14 protein-coding genes are annotated in these 13,375 nt (G+C 65.6%); 8 read left to right on the top strand and 6 right to left on the bottom strand.

All coding sequences use genetic code 11. From position 1 onward, the window contains the following. The first annotated feature begins 29 nt into the window (after nt 1-29). Entirely contained in the window at nt 30-959 is a 930-nt protein-coding gene (locus tag EN846_RS08030) for a rhodanese-related sulfurtransferase (protein ID WP_127393550.1), read from the top strand. 23 nt (nt 960-982) lie between these two features. Here EN846_RS08030 and EN846_RS08025 read toward each other — a convergent pair whose 3' ends face one another. Continuing rightward, nucleotides 983-1,345, bottom strand: coding sequence for a nuclear transport factor 2 family protein (locus EN846_RS08025; protein ID WP_127311956.1), 363 nt, complete (start codon nt 1,343-1,345; stop codon nt 983-985). Between the two features lie 201 nt (nt 1,346-1,546). On the opposite strand from EN846_RS08025, the gene EN846_RS08020 reads away from it, so the two are divergent. After that, entirely contained in the window at nt 1,547-2,290 is a 744-nt protein-coding gene (locus EN846_RS08020) for a tellurite resistance TerB family protein (RefSeq protein ID WP_127285380.1), read from the top strand. Between the two features lie 231 nt (nt 2,291-2,521). Further along, nucleotides 2,522-3,274 carry an SDR family oxidoreductase gene (locus tag EN846_RS08015; protein ID WP_127285389.1) on the top strand — a complete coding sequence of 251 codons (753 nt, stop codon included), beginning with the start codon at nt 2,522-2,524 and terminating at the stop codon, nt 3,272-3,274. A gap of 29 nt (nt 3,275-3,303) precedes the next feature. On the opposite strand, the gene EN846_RS08010 is transcribed toward EN846_RS08015, so the two are convergent. Beyond that, nucleotides 3,304-4,488, bottom strand: a complete 1,185-nt coding sequence (locus EN846_RS08010) for a pyridoxal phosphate-dependent aminotransferase (RefSeq protein WP_127285381.1) — start codon at nt 4,486-4,488, stop codon at nt 3,304-3,306. Between the two features lie 83 nt (nt 4,489-4,571). On the opposite strand from EN846_RS08010, the gene EN846_RS08005 reads away from it, so the two are divergent. From EN846_RS08005 to denD, 4 genes are read left to right on the top strand one after another with little or no spacing between them, the layout of a single operon-like run. Then, nucleotides 4,572-5,258 (top strand): GNAT family protein, encoded by a 687-nt coding sequence (locus tag EN846_RS08005; protein ID WP_127285382.1) that lies wholly within the window; start codon nt 4,572-4,574, stop codon nt 5,256-5,258. 13 nt (nt 5,259-5,271) lie between these two features. Continuing rightward, on the top strand, nt 5,272-6,258 hold the full coding sequence (locus EN846_RS08000; protein WP_127393348.1) for a cation diffusion facilitator family transporter: 987 nt from the start codon (nt 5,272-5,274) through the stop codon (nt 6,256-6,258). Next, complete coding sequence (locus EN846_RS07995; RefSeq protein WP_127285384.1) at nt 6,258-6,464, top strand: hypothetical protein; 207 nt, start codon at nt 6,258-6,260, stop codon at nt 6,462-6,464. The genes EN846_RS08000 and EN846_RS07995 overlap by 1 nt, the downstream gene beginning before the upstream one ends. Nucleotide 6,465: 1 nt before the next feature. Then, nucleotides 6,466-7,443 (top strand): D-erythronate dehydrogenase, encoded by a 978-nt coding sequence (denD, locus tag EN846_RS07990; RefSeq protein ID WP_127393349.1) that lies wholly within the window; start codon nt 6,466-6,468, stop codon nt 7,441-7,443. A gap of 7 nt (nt 7,444-7,450) precedes the next feature. Here the strand turns inward: denD and EN846_RS07985 are convergent, their stop codons facing one another. The 4 genes from EN846_RS07985 to EN846_RS07970 form a co-directional block, all read right to left on the bottom strand. Beyond that, nucleotides 7,451-8,599 (bottom strand): nickel/cobalt transporter, encoded by a 1,149-nt coding sequence (locus tag EN846_RS07985; protein ID WP_187331334.1) that lies wholly within the window; start codon nt 8,597-8,599, stop codon nt 7,451-7,453. Between the two features lie 160 nt (nt 8,600-8,759). Continuing rightward, entirely contained in the window at nt 8,760-9,428 is a 669-nt protein-coding gene (locus EN846_RS07980; RefSeq protein WP_127285386.1) for a DUF1007 family protein, read from the bottom strand. A gap of 88 nt (nt 9,429-9,516) precedes the next feature. After that, nucleotides 9,517-10,416 (bottom strand): LysR family transcriptional regulator, encoded by a 900-nt coding sequence (locus tag EN846_RS07975; RefSeq protein WP_127285387.1) that lies wholly within the window; start codon nt 10,414-10,416, stop codon nt 9,517-9,519. Nucleotides 10,417-10,419: 3 nt separating this feature from the next. Beyond that, nucleotides 10,420-11,619, bottom strand: coding sequence for an amidase (locus tag EN846_RS07970; RefSeq protein WP_127285388.1), 1,200 nt, complete (start codon nt 11,617-11,619; stop codon nt 10,420-10,422). 540 nt (nt 11,620-12,159) lie between these two features. Here EN846_RS07970 and odc2 point away from each other — a divergent pair. Further along, entirely contained in the window at nt 12,160-13,293 is a 1,134-nt protein-coding gene (odc2, locus tag EN846_RS07965; RefSeq protein WP_127311543.1) for an ornithine/lysine decarboxylase, read from the top strand. Nucleotides 13,294-13,375: the final 82 nt, after the last annotated feature.

Here is a 13,375-nt window from a genome sequence, read left to right as displayed (position 1 = left end):
GGCTTTCACCACGGTTTAGTGGCATGGCGATGACAATTTCCACCCGAACCAATTCTGTGCGCGTCGCCGCGCTGTACAAATTTGCCCGGCTCGACGGCTTCGAGGCGCTGCGCGCGCCGCTCGCGGCGTTCTGCTGCGGGCGCGGCATCAAGGGCACGCTGCTGCTTGCGCATGAGGGCATCAACGGCACGGTTGCCGGCAGCGAGGCCGACATCGCCGCGCTGGTCGACCATCTGAACTCCATCGAAGGCCTCGCCGGCCTCGAGGTCAAATACAGCGCCGCCGCCGACATGCCGTTCCACCGCATGAAGGTTCGGCTGAAGCGCGAGATCGTCACCATGGGCGTCGAGGATCTCGATCCGGCGACCAGCGCCGGCACCTATGTCGCGCCCGCCGACTGGAATGCACTGATCTCGGACGAGAACACCATCGTCATCGACACCCGCAATGCCTATGAAGTGTCGATCGGCACCTTCAGGGGCGCGGTCGATCCGGCGACCGCAAGCTTCCGCGAATTCCCGGCCTGGGTCGAGCGGCATCGCGACCAACTCGAAGGCCGCAAGGTGGCGATGTTCTGCACCGGCGGCATACGCTGCGAGAAGGCGACGGCCTATGTGAAGTCGCTCGGCTTCGAGGATGTGTTCCATCTGAAGGGCGGCATCCTCAAATATCTGGAACAGGTGCCCGCCGAAGAGAGCCTGTGGCAAGGCGAATGCTTCGTCTTCGACGAACGTGTGTCGGTGTCGCATGGCCTTGCCGAAGGCGAGGCCGAACTCTGCCGCGCTTGCCGGCATCCGCTGACGGTCGAGGACCGGCTGTCGCCGCGCTATGCGGCCGGCGTGTCCTGCCCGCATTGCCACGAGGTCCGCTCCGACGAGGATCGCGCCCGCTACACCGAACGCCAGCGACAGGTCGAACTGGCCACCGCGCGAGGCAAAGGCCCGCATATCGGCAGCTAGCACCGCTGCCGACCTTCGTCGCATCACCACGCGACGGAGTAGCGGTCGATGACCCACAGCCACGTGCCATCCGCTTGCCGGCGGGCGACCTCGGTGGTGATGGTGCCGTCGGGAAGCCGGGTCGAGGTGAGCGCCAGGTCGCCATTGATCGCCGCGGGCCGCTGTTCGCCGCGCTGGAATTTTCGCCCCGTCGCGATGATCTCGGCGAACAGCGCGCGGATGGCCTCGCGGCCACGCGTTAGATCCTTCTCGCCGCTGTCGATGACGGCGTCGGGCGCGAACAGCGCCACCATGCCGTCGATGTCGCCGGCCCATTGCCGGGCGATCAAAAGACGTTCCAGGTCCTGCGGATCACGCGCCGGCTGGCGGTCCTGCTCATTGGCCATTGCAAGGCTCCTCTCCTCGACAGAACCCAGACTAGGCCAGACCGAGGCCGGTTTCGACACATCGGTTCCAACTTCGAGGCGCGCCCGCATTTGTCGCAAAGCGCCTGCCCGTCATTGTAATGTCAGCATGCGGGACCTACGTCTGCGACGTCCAAACCTGCTCGTCCATGTTTCGGCGCGGGCCCAATTCTGGAGGCATTGATGTTCGATCCCAAGAAGCTTCTCGACGATCTGCTCGGCTCGCAGGTTCCCGGCACCAGCGGCACCGTCCGCGACAAGGCCGGCCAGGCCGTGCAGATGGCCAAGGACAATCCGCTGGCCGCCGGCGCGCTGGCCGCGGTGCTGCTTGGAACGGGAACCGGCCGGCAGGTGACGGGCACCGCCATCAAGCTCGGCGGGCTGGCCGCGATCGGCGGCCTCGCCTACAAGGCCTACCAGAACTACAAGGCCGGCAACGCGCCGGCCGAGACGCCGGCTGCCGGCGAGCCCGAACTCTTGCCGCCGCCCAAGGATACCGCCTTCCACCCCTCGCAGGCCCCGCAAGGCGAGGAGGAGTTCACGCTGACGCTGGTGCGGGCGATGATCTCGGCGGCGAAGGCCGACGGCCATGTCGATGACGAGGAGCGCCAGAAGATCGCCGGCAAGCTGCAGCTCGCCGGCATCGGCACCGAGGCGGAACAATTCCTGATGGCGGAGCTGGAGAGCCCGCTCGACCTGGATACGCTGGTCGCCGGCGCCCAGACCGACGCGCAGAAGCTCGAACTCTATACGGCCTCGCGCCTTACCATCGATCCCGACACGCGCGCCGAACGCGGCTATCTCGACCTGCTTGCTGGCCGTCTCGGCCTGCCGGACGCGCTGGTCGACCACGTCGAGGCGACGGTGTCGGCGGCCAAGGTGCCGGTTTCCGACAAGCCCGGAACCTCGCCCAATCCACGCTGGTGAGGCGGAGGCGGAACAGCCGACGCCGCGCACGGTAACGTCTCGTTAACCGAGGAAGCGCATCATTCTAAGCAGTCGGACCGGCTTTTCCTCCTCCCAAGCCCGGTTCAGATCAGGGCGGTCGCCAATGACCGCCCTTTTTGTCGGGCCTGATGGCTGACAGTTGGCTTGCCATCGCTTGCGTCATTTGCGATGCCAAGTTGCAGCGATGACCGGAGGACACCGATGACTGCCATGACAGAGAAAACCGCCATCGTTACCGGCGCCGGCACAGGCATCGGCAAGAGCGTCGCCACGGCGCTGCTCAGGAACGGCTGGAACACGGTGTTCTGCGGACGCCGCAAAGCGGTGTTGGAGGAAGCGATCGCCGAGGCCGGCAAGACCGAGGCCAAGGCGCTGGCGGTTGCCTGCGACATCAGCAAGGCCGATCAGGTCGACGATCTGTTCGAAACGGTGGTCGAAGCCTTCGGCCGCGTCGACCTGCTCTTCAACAATGCCGGCATGGGCTACAAGTCGACGCCGATCGACGAGATCCCGGTCGAGGTCTGGAACGATATCGTCGGCGTCAACCTCACCGGCTCGTTCCTGTGCGCCCGCGCCGCCTTCGGCGCCATGCGCCGGCAAAAGCCTATGGGCGGCCGCATCATCAACAACGGCTCGGTGTCGGCCTATGCGCCGCGTCCTGGCTCGGTGCCCTACACGGCGACCAAGCACGCCATCACCGGGCTGACCAAGACGCTGGCGCTCGACGGCCGGCCCTACGACATCGCTTGCGGCCAGATCGACATCGGCAATGCGCTGACCGAGATGGCGCAGCCAATGACGGTCGGCGTGCCGCAGGCCAACGGTTCGATCGCCGCCGAGGCGGTGATGGATGTCGAGCGCGTCGCCGACGCCGTCGTCCACATGGCCAGCCTGCCGCTCGACGCCAACGTGCTGTTCATGACGGTGATGGCGACGAAGATGCCGTTCGTCGGGCGCGGGTAGCGCCCGACCTTCCCGCGAGGGAAGCGAGGTCACTTCTTCAAGAAGGTCTCGATCCGCTCCAGCGCGCGCAAGATGTTCTCCTCGGAATTGGCGTAGGAGAGCCTGATATAGCCTTCGCCGAGAGTGCCGAAATCGGGACCGCCGATCAGCGCCACGCCGGCGTCCTCGAGCAGTGCCGAGGCGAGCTTCTTGGCCTTCCAGCCGGTCTTCGAGACATTGGGGAAGGCATAGAAGGCGCCCTTCGGCGTGATGCAGGAGATGCCCGGCAGCGCGTTCAGCCCCTCGACCACGATCTTTCTGCGGTTGTCGAAGGCGCGCATCATCTTTTCGACATCGTCCTGCGGGCCGTCGATCGCGGCGATGCCGGCATACTGGCTCGGCGCGTTGACGCAGGACCAGCAATTGACCGCCAGCTTGCGCACTTTGTCGTAGAGATGCGCGCCCTCGTCGCCGTTCGGCCAGATCGACCAGCCCATGCGCCAGCCGGTCATCGCCCAGGTCTTCGACCAGCCATTGAGCACGATCAGCCGGTCGCGGATCTGCGGGAAGTTGAGCAGCGAAAAATGCGTCTCGCCGTCATAGGTCATGACGTCGTAGATCTCGTCGGAGAGGATGGCGACATGCGGATGCGCCTCCAGCCCCTTGACCAGCTTCTCGATTTCGGCGCGCGGGGTGACGCCACCGGTTGGGTTGGCGGGCGAGTTGAGGATCAGCAGCCTGGTCTTCGGGGTGATCAGCGCCAGCGTCTCGTCGGCAGAGAAGGCGAAGCCGTTTTCCTCGCGGATCGGCACCGGCACCGGGGCGGCGCCGGTGAACTCGATCATCGAGCGATAGATCGGAAAGCCGGGATCCGGATACAGGATCTCGGCGCCCGGCTCGCCGAACATCAGGATCGCCGCGAACATGGTCGGCTTGCCGCCGGGCAGGATCATCACGTTCTCCGGTGAGACCTCGACACCAGTGGTGGTCAGCGTGCGGCGCACGACCGCCTCGCGCGTCGCCAGCAGGCCGTTGGCCGGCGTATAGCCATGGTGGCCGTCGCGCAGCGCCTTGATCGCCGCCTCGACGATGTGCTGCGGCGTCTTGAAGTCCGGCTGGCCGATGCCGAGATTGACGATGTCGCGGCCCTGATGGGCAAGTGCGGTGGCGCGCGCCAGCACCGCGAAGGCATTTTCCTCGCCGAGCCGGTCGAAAGCCGCGATCGTGTGGAGCATTTTTCCCGTTCCTGTGGTTCTTACTGTGGGCGAGCGTTTTTGTGAGCGTCCTTCGGCAAAAGTCAAACGGATTGGAGTTTTCGGTGTCGGAAAATCTCAAGGATTGGCAGCCGCGCCCGCGCCCCGAGCGCAAGGTGCTGGAAGGGCGCCATGCCAGGCTCGAACCGCTGAGCGCCGCAAAGCACGGCGACGGCCTCTACGAGGCCTCTTCGGTGTCCGATATCGGTGGCCGCTTCGCCTGGCTGCCCGACTATCCGCCGGAAACCCGCGACGCTTTCCAGCCGTGGCTGGACAAGGTCGAGGCCAGCGAGGATCCGCTGTTCTTCGCCGTCATCGACAAGGCGAGCGGCAAGGTCGCCGGGCGGCAGACGCTGATGCGCATCGACCCTGCCTATGGCGTGATCGAGATCGGCAACATCTATTGGGGGCCGCTGATCTCGCGCAAGCCGGCGGCGACCGAGGCGCAGTTCCTGTTCATGAAATACATCTTCGACGATCTCGGCTATCGCCGCTACGAATGGAAATGCAACAACCGCAACGAGCCGTCGAAGCGCGCCGCCGAGCGTTTCGGCTTCAAGTTCGAGGGCATTTTCCGCCAGCACCTTGTGGTCAAGGGAGAAAACCGCGATACCGCGTGGTACTCGATCATCGACAAGGAATGGCCGGCGCTGCGCGAAGCCTACGAGGCATGGCTCGATCCGGCCAATTTCGACGATGAAGGCCGCCAGAAGCGGCGGCTCGAGGATTTCCGCGCCGCGTCCGGCGCGTAGCAGGAGTTCCGCGATGGCGCACAGCCACGATCATGGGCCTGGAGGGCATGGCCACAGCCATGGCGCGGGCCATGTGCATGGCTCGACCGACAAGAAGCGGGTGCTGATCGCCGCCTGCCTGACCGCCGGCTTCATGGTCGCGGAGGCTCTCGGCGGCCTGCTGACGGGATCGCTGGCGCTGCTTGCCGATGCCGGCCACATGCTTGCCGATGCGATCGCGCTCGGGCTCGCGTGGTATGCCTTCCATCTCGCCGGCCGCCCGGCCACGGTTCGCCTGACCTACGGGTTCGGCCGGGTCAAGACGCTGGTCGCCTACACCAACGGCATCGCCATCTTCGCCATCGCGCTGTGGATCGTCTACGAAGCCTGGGGCCGCCTGATGGCGCCGGCGCCGGTGCTCGGCGGGCCGATGCTGGTGGTCGCGACCGCCGGCCTGCTGGTCAACATCGCCTCTTTCTTCGTGCTGCATGGCGGCGACCGCGAAAGCCTCAACATGCGCGGCGCCATCCTGCATGTGCTGGGCGACCTGCTCGGCTCGGCCGCGGCCATCGCGGCGGCCCTGGTCATCCTGGCGACGGGCTGGACGCCGATCGATCCGATCCTGTCGGTTCTGGTCTCGCTGCTGATCCTGTGGACGGCGTGGTCGCTGATGCGCGAGGCCGCTCATGTGCTGCTCGAAGGCGTGCCGGCGAGCCTCGACCGCGACGTGATCGCCAAGGATTTGGAAGTCGCGGTCAAGGGCGTGCGCGAGGTGCACCACATGCATGTCTGGTCGCTCGACGGTTCGAGCAACATGGCGACGCTGCACGCCTGCCTGAACGACGGGGTCGACGCGCACAGCGCGGTCAGCGCCATCAAGAAGCGGCTCGCCGCCGAGCACGGCATAAGCCATGCCACCGTCGAACCGGAATTCGGGCATTGCGCCGACGATGATGACGATCACGATCACGACCATGATCACGCGCATCATGCGGCGCCGCATCGCGGTCACTATCACTGATGGATCGCGATACACGCAATGCCGCGCTTGGCGCGTTCTGGGTGCTGCTCCTGTTCGGCATCGCCGCCTATTTCCTGCCGCGGGTGATGCTGGCGGCCGGCAGCGTCTCGACCATCCTGGCCGCCGCCATCGCGGCCGTCTTCATGGTGGCGATTTTCGTGGTCTTCTGGCTGCGTGGCCGCAGCCAGCGCAAGAAGGATCCTTGAGATGCGCGTGTTGATTACGGGCGCCGCCGGCATGGCCGGCCGCAAGCTGATTGCCCGGCTGGCCAAGGACGGGCAGCTGCGCGGCCGCAAGATCAGTGCGCTCGAGCTGCACGATATCGTGGCGCCTGAAGCGCCCGCCATGCCGGGGGTCGATGTCTCCCTCCACACCGGCGACCTTGCCGCGCCGGGCGCCACGGCAAGCCTGCTCGCGGCGCAGCCGGACGTGATCTTCCATCTGGCCGGCATCGTGTCGGGCGAGGCGGAAGCCAATTTCGACCTCGGCTACCGGGTCAATCTCGACGGCACGCGCGCGCTGTTCGACGCCGTGCGTCTGGCGGGGTTTGCGCCGCGCCTCGTCTTCACCTCGTCGATCGCGGTGTTCGGCGCGCCGTTCCCGGATGTCATCCCGGACGAGTTCCACCCGACGCCGCTGACCTCATACGGCACGCAGAAGCAGATGAGCGAGGCGCTGCTCGCCGACTATACGCGGCGCGGCTTCTTCGACGGCATCGGCATCAGGCTGCCGACCATCTGCGTGCGGCCAGGCAAGCCGAACAAGGCGGCCTCGGGGTTCTTCTCCAGCATCATCCGGGAACCGCTCGCCGGCCAGGAGGCGATCCTGCCAGTGCCGCGCTCGGTGCTGCACACCCACGCCAGCCCGCGCTCGGCGGTGAACTTCCTGATCCATGCGGCGGAGATCGACGGCGCCGCCGTCGGGCCGCGCCGCAACCTTACAATGCCTGGCGTCGCCGTCACCGTCGGAGAGCAGATCGAGGCGCTGGAACGGGTCGCCGGATCGAATGTGGCGAAGCTGATCCGCGAGCAGCCCGACGACACCATCTGGGCGATCGTCAAAGGCTGGCCGACACGGTTCGAGGCGAAGCGCTCAAGGGAACTTGGGTTCGCCGCCGAGACGAGTTTCGACGAAATTATCCGCGCCCATATCGAGGACGAACTGGGTAACAAATTGGCGGGTTGATCCGCCGTCAGACGCCGCCGGTCAGGCTGGCCGACAGCAGCAGCAGCCCCACCACGAAGATGAACGCCGCGCCGCCGATCTCGACGAAGGAATGGATGCGGTTGCCCATGCGGCCGTCGCCGGCGAAATAGACGGCCCAGTTCTTGGCGGTCACCGCAAGCGTCGCCAGGGCAGATACGGTGATCGCTGTGCCGATCGACATGGCGAGCACCGACAGCAGGCCGCCCAGCCAAAGCCCGTTGAGCAGGGCAAAGCTCAGCACGATCAGCGCACCGGAGCAGGGGCGGATGCCGACGGCGGCCACCGCCGACCACGCCGTGCGCCAGTCGAAATGGTCGCCCGACAGCAGCGCCGGATCGGGCGCGTGCGAATGGCCGCAGGTCTCGCAGACTTCGCCGGCGGCGTGGTCATGATGGTGGTGATCGTGCGCGCCGTGGTCGTGGCGATGGTGATCATGCGCGCCGTGGCCATGCGCGTGCGAATGGTGGGCCGCGTGGTCGTCCTGGTCGTGCGTGTGAAGCGCGTGGGCATGCGCGGCGTGCGAATGACCCGCATGTGAATGCCCTGCGTGCGAATGGCCGGCATCCGAGTGTCCTGCATGCGAGTGCCCGGCATGGGCCGCCGAGAGGCTGTAGGCCGTGCCGGCGCCGAACAGGCGGCGGATGGCGGGACCCGCCTTGCGCCAGAGCAGCCAGGCGCCGAACAGGGTGACCAGCACATAGCTCGAGATTTCCAGGAACCATGCCGCGTCGGTCATCGACACCGCGGTGCCGCGCAGCACGAAATAGGCGAGCATCATGACCACGACCGCCGTCAGCCCCTGCAGCAGCGCCGAGACGAAGGACAGCATGATGCCGCGCTTCAGCGCCACCTCATTGGCCACCATGTAGGACGAGATCACCGCCTTGCCGTGTCCGGGGCCGGCGGCATGGAAGATGCCATAGGCGAAGGAGAGGCCGATCAGCAGCCACAGCTTGCTGCCGTCCTGGCGCATCGCCTTCATCGCGCTAGCCAGCGCATGGTAGAATTCCTGCTGGCGCAGGTTGATCCACATCAGGATATGGGCGAACGGACCGCTGGCGGAGGGCGCCATGCCGTCATTGGTGCCGATGCCGAGCGAGCTCTGCGCATGGGCGACGCCCGGCAGATGCGTCATCACCAGGGCGGCGGCCAGGAGGCCGAGTGCTAAACGGATATTCGTGGGATACCCCACGAATATCCGCCTAGATTCCCTTGTTTGCCGCAGGTTCCGATCGCAAAACCGCAGGACACTTTTGCGGAACCTGCTTGCGCGCAGCGACGGTTTCATCACCGATCTATCCTTCCGGCGGGCAGTTCAGTTCGAGCTTGGTGGCGAAGATCTTGCTCATGTCGGTGCCTGTCGGATCGTTGAAGAAGGCTTCCGTCAGGGTCTTCTGGTTCTGGGCGATCGCCTCATCCGGGTCGGGGCGGACGACCTTCCTGGTGCAGGTCGAGGGCAGGCCCTCGACGGTCAGGTTCGAATCGTCGGTGAAGTCGATCGCGGTGTAGAAGGTCGGGTCATAGACGCCGATGTCGATCTTGCCGGTGAGCTTGATCGGGGCCTTCGGTTCGGATTCGAACAGGATGATCAGCTGGTCATTGTCGAAATTGGCCATCAGGTGCGGCGGCGGGGTCATCGCCACATCCTTGCCGTCCTGGGTGACGAGCTGGAAATAGTTGAACTCCGCCAGCGAGGAATGGACGGTGTCGGCCACTTCCTTCAGCTCCTTGTCGTCAAGCTTCAGGTCGGAGTTCTTGTCGAACTCCATCATCACCGTACTCGAAAACAGGTCGTCGAAACGCCAGAGATGGCGCAACGCCTTCACACTTTGGTGATCCTCGCTGAGGATGACGTCGAGTCGCGCTTCGGCGAAGACGTGGGGATGCACCTCGGCCGGTCCGACCGCCGCGAACGTCGCCGCCAAGGCGGAAGACAGCATGATTGCTTGCCGTTTCAGGTGCATTTGCGGATGGCGATTCCGTGGCTTTGGATGGTTGCCCGAGAGTTACCAAAAAGGGGGCGAAATTGGGACCGCGTCGGCTGCCGGCGTGTCAGGCGCTTTCTCGCGTCTTGAACCACTGCACCAGGAAATCGACGAAGACGCGCACCTTTGCCGGCAGATAGCGCCGGTGCGGATAGACGGCGAAGATGCCGCTGCCGGAGAGCAGGCGGTCGTCCAATGCCGTCACCAGACGGCCGCTCTCGATCTCGGGGATGGCGATGAAATCGGGCAGCATGGTGAAGCCAAGGCCGGCAACGGCGGCAGCCCGCGCGGTCATCGGGCTGTTGACCTCGATCGGGCCGGATACCGACACGCTCATCGTCTCGCCGGCGTCGCCCTTGAACGGCCAGTTGGTCAGCCAGCGGCCATTGGTGTCGATGATGCAGGGGATGCGGGCGAGGTCCTGCGGACGCATCGGCATGCCGTGCTTGGCGATTAGGTCCGGAGATGCGCACAGCCTGACCGAAAAGGGCGCAAGGCGCCTCGCGATCAGCGAGGAGTTCTCCAGCCTGGAGATGCGCACGGCGAGGTCGAAGCCCTCCTCGACCAGGTCGACGAAACGGTCATCGAGATGGATGTCGAGCACGATGTCGGGATGCTCCTTGGCGAAGTCGATCAGCGACTGGCCGATCGGCGCGTCGGCGAAGGTACGCGCCGCCGAAAGCTTGATGCGGCCGCGCACATCGCCGGAGGATTCGCGCACCGCATCGGCCAGGCTGTCGACCTCGCGCACGATCTCGGAGGCGCGCCTGTAATAGGTATGGCCGGCCTCGGTCATCGAGAACTGCCTGGTAGTGCGGTTCAGGAGCAAGGCGCCGAGCTCGTCCTCCAGCTCGCGCACATATTTCGACAGCAGCGCCTTGGAGCGGCCGATCTTGCGCGCGGCGGCCGAAAAGCCTTCGGCCTCGACGACGTCGATGAAGGCGCGCATGCGGGTCAACGTGTCCATGGCTCAGGCCTTTCGTGCGGCGTCGAGGAGTTTTCGGCCGAGCCGTATCAGGGCGACATCGCTCCCGGAAGGGCCGAGCAGCGACAGGCCGAACGGCGCGCCGTCGACCGATCCGAGCGGCAGCGTGATCTGCGGGAAGCCGGAGAGGCCGGAGAGGCACAATAGATGCAGCGCCCTTTCGCGGTAGGTCTGCAGCTGTTCCGGCGCGCTGTTGACGAGCGGCGCCGCGCCCGGAACGGTCGGCAGGACGAGAAAGCCATGGCTGCCGAGCAGGGCGGCGAGCTCGGCACGGAAGGCCAGCCGGCGGGTCGTCTCGGTTTCGACCGTCCTGGCATCGACGGCACGGCCAAAAGCAAAACGCTCGTCGACGCCCGGCCCGAGACCGCGCTCGCCGCTGCTGATCCAGTCGCCATGCTCCTGCCATGCCTCGAAGGCCTGCAGGCGGCGAAAGCACCAATAGAGCTCGTCGGGGAAGGAGGTGAAACTGTACTCCACCTGCGCATGCTCGCCGATGACGGAAGCGGCGAGCGCCTTCATCCTGGCATATTCGGCGGCCTCGGCCGGACCCGACACCAAGGCGTCCAGCCAGCCGATCGACAGTGGCAGGTTGAGCGCATGCTGATGCGGGTCGCGGCCGAGCAGCAGCTTGCCGACCGCCTCATAGGTTTCGATGTCGTCGGCGAACCAGCCGAAGGTGTCGAAGCTCGGGGCGAGCTTCATGGCGCCGTCGAGCGATATGCGGCCATGCGTGGCGCGCAGCCCGATCAGGCCGCAAAAACTCGCCGGCGCGCGGATCGAGCCGCCGGTGTCGGAGCCGGTGGCGATGTCGGCGAGCTTGCCCGCCACCGCCGCCGCCGATCCCGATGATGAGCCGCCGGTGACGCGCTCGGGCGCGGCCGGGTTCACCGGAAACGGAAAGTGCGCGTTCTGGCCCATCAGCGAGAATGCGAGCTCGTCGGTCTGGGTCTTGCCGACGAATCGCGCGCCGGCATCGAGAATCATCTGCACCGCGGGAGCGGTCCGCGACGCCGCGTGAGCCGCTGCGAACTTGCCTGGATTGCCGCAGCCGGTGCGATAGCCGGCGACGTCGTAGATGTCCTTCACCGCCAGCCTGAGACCAGCCAGCGTGCCCAATTGCGCATGCGCGACAGGCATTTGGCGAAGGTTCAGGAAGGCGTTGAGCGGTCCGTGCGTGCCTGTCATCGTTCGATATCCGGATACGGTAATCCGTAGATTGTTCGATGCCGGAAATTTTACAACCGCAGCTTACGATTTTTATTGATTGTGAAATCCTACGCTCTTATATCGCGCTTGCCCAAAGTCGCACGTGCCTGTGGGTGTCCGCCGATCCTCGAATGGTGAGGGCAATCGGTAAGGTAACTGGAGCCAACCACTCCAGTCGGTCAGTGGCCAACCACAAGATCGAGGACACCTTGAAGCAACGACGGTGCGGGCCTTTCTGGTTCTCTTCCGGTTGTCCAAAGACCGGGGTTACTAAAGAGGCACACCTTCATTGCCGGCAGTGCGGACGGGTCTCCCATCCAAGCCAAGGCAGACAAAGCGAACCGAGGCCGGGCAAGGCCAAGGTTCACCGCCGCGAGACGGCATTTCATGGTTCCGGGGTCTCCACCGGCTGGTTCCATGGATATTCCGTCCCGCCTTTGTCCACCGCGTGTTCGCGAGGCCGACAGCCCGCGTCCCGCAGCCTTATTGCGCGCCGAAAGGCGTTATGGAGAGACCCCGATGGCCACCCAGCGCATCCTTGACTTCCTCGCCACCCGACGTCCGAACGGCCCATGCCTCGTCGTCGACCTCGATGTCGTGCGCGACAATTTCCGCGCCTTCGAGAAGGCGTTGCCCGATTCCAAGATCTACTATGCGGTGAAGGCAAACCCGGCGCCGGAGATCCTGCGCCTGCTTGCTGCGATGGGCTCGTCCTTCGACACCGCATCGGTTGCCGAAGTCGAGATGGCGATGGACGCGGGTGCGCCCGCGGACCGCATTTCCTTCGGCAACACCATCAAGAAGGAGCGTGACATCGCGCGCGCCTTCCATCTCGGCATCCGCCTGTTCGCGGTCGACTGCGTCGAGGAGGTCGAGAAGATCGCCCGCGTCGCACCCGGCGCGCGCGTGTTCTGCCGCGTGCTGACCGACGGCGAGGGCGCCGAATGGCCGCTGTCGCGCAAGTTCGGCTGCGTCCCGGCGATGGCGGTCGACGTGCTGCGCCACGCCAAGGCGCTCGGCCTCGACGCCTATGGCGTGTCGTTCCATGTCGGCTCGCAGCAGACCGATCTCACGGCCTGGGACCGCGCGCTGGGCGATGCCAAGAAGGTGTTCGCGACGCTCGCCGACGAGGGCATCGTGCTCAAGATGGTCAACATGGGCGGCGGCTTTCCGACCCGCTACCTGAAGGACGTGCCGGTGGCGCAGGCCTACGGCCAGGCGATCTTCTCGGCGCTGCGCAAGCATTTCGGCAACGCGCTGCCCGAGACGATCATCGAGCCGGGCCGCGGCATGGTCGGCAATGCCGGCGTCATCAAGTCGGAAGTCGTGCTGATCTCGAAGAAGGCCGACAATGACAATGTGCGCTGGGTGTTCCTCGACATCGGCAAGTTCGGCGGTCTCGCCGAGACCATGGACGAGGCGATCCGCTACCCGATCGTCACCGCGCATGACGGCAGCGAGACCGCGCCTTGCGTGCTCGCCGGCCCGACCTGCGATTCGGCCGACGTGATGTACGAGAAGACGCCCTATCCGCTGCCCCTGTCGCTGACCATCGGCGACGAGGTGCTGATCGAAGGCACCGGCGCCTACACGACGACCTACTCCTCGGTCGCCTTCAACGGCTTCGAGCCGCTCCGATCCTACGTGATCTGACCGGTTCGCAAGGACCGTTCAGATCATCCCAGGTGGGCGCCTGTCGCCCACCCGGGCTCGCTTGTGGAACAGATCTCCGCTC

It is taken from the genome of Mesorhizobium sp. M4B.F.Ca.ET.203.01.1.1 (assembly GCF_004791025.1).
Classification (GTDB): domain Bacteria; phylum Pseudomonadota; class Alphaproteobacteria; order Rhizobiales; family Rhizobiaceae; genus Mesorhizobium; species Mesorhizobium abyssinicae.
Note: the sequence above shows the minus strand (reverse complement) of the source record. Positions and strands in the feature narration are given on the sequence as shown.

Bases quoted from the DNA above. Each gene is read 5' to 3' on its own strand.
- EN846_RS08030 (WP_127393550.1), top strand. From the start codon at position 30: ATGACAATTTCCACCCGAACCAATTCTGTGCGCGTCGCCGCGCTGTAC.
- EN846_RS08025 (WP_127311956.1), bottom strand. From the start codon at position 1,345: ATGGCCAATGAGCAGGACCGCCAGCCGGCGCGTGATCCGCAGGACCTG.
- EN846_RS08020 (WP_127285380.1), top strand. From the start codon at position 1,547: ATGTTCGATCCCAAGAAGCTTCTCGACGATCTGCTCGGCTCGCAGGTT.
- EN846_RS08015 (WP_127285389.1), top strand. From the start codon at position 2,522: ATGACAGAGAAAACCGCCATCGTTACCGGCGCCGGCACAGGCATCGGC.
- EN846_RS08010 (WP_127285381.1), bottom strand. From the start codon at position 4,488: ATGCTCCACACGATCGCGGCTTTCGACCGGCTCGGCGAGGAAAATGCC.
- EN846_RS08000 (WP_127393348.1), top strand. From the start codon at position 5,272: ATGGCGCACAGCCACGATCATGGGCCTGGAGGGCATGGCCACAGCCAT.
- EN846_RS07995 (WP_127285384.1), top strand. From the start codon at position 6,258: ATGGATCGCGATACACGCAATGCCGCGCTTGGCGCGTTCTGGGTGCTG.
- denD (WP_127393349.1), top strand. From the start codon at position 6,466: ATGCGCGTGTTGATTACGGGCGCCGCCGGCATGGCCGGCCGCAAGCTG.
- EN846_RS07985 (WP_187331334.1), bottom strand. From the start codon at position 8,599: ATGACGCATCTGCCGGGCGTCGCCCATGCGCAGAGCTCGCTCGGCATC.
- EN846_RS07980 (WP_127285386.1), bottom strand. From the start codon at position 9,428: ATGCACCTGAAACGGCAAGCAATCATGCTGTCTTCCGCCTTGGCGGCG.
- EN846_RS07975 (WP_127285387.1), bottom strand. From the start codon at position 10,416: ATGGACACGTTGACCCGCATGCGCGCCTTCATCGACGTCGTCGAGGCC.
- EN846_RS07970 (WP_127285388.1), bottom strand. From the start codon at position 11,619: ATGACAGGCACGCACGGACCGCTCAACGCCTTCCTGAACCTTCGCCAA.
- odc2 (WP_127311543.1), top strand. From the start codon at position 12,160: ATGGCCACCCAGCGCATCCTTGACTTCCTCGCCACCCGACGTCCGAAC.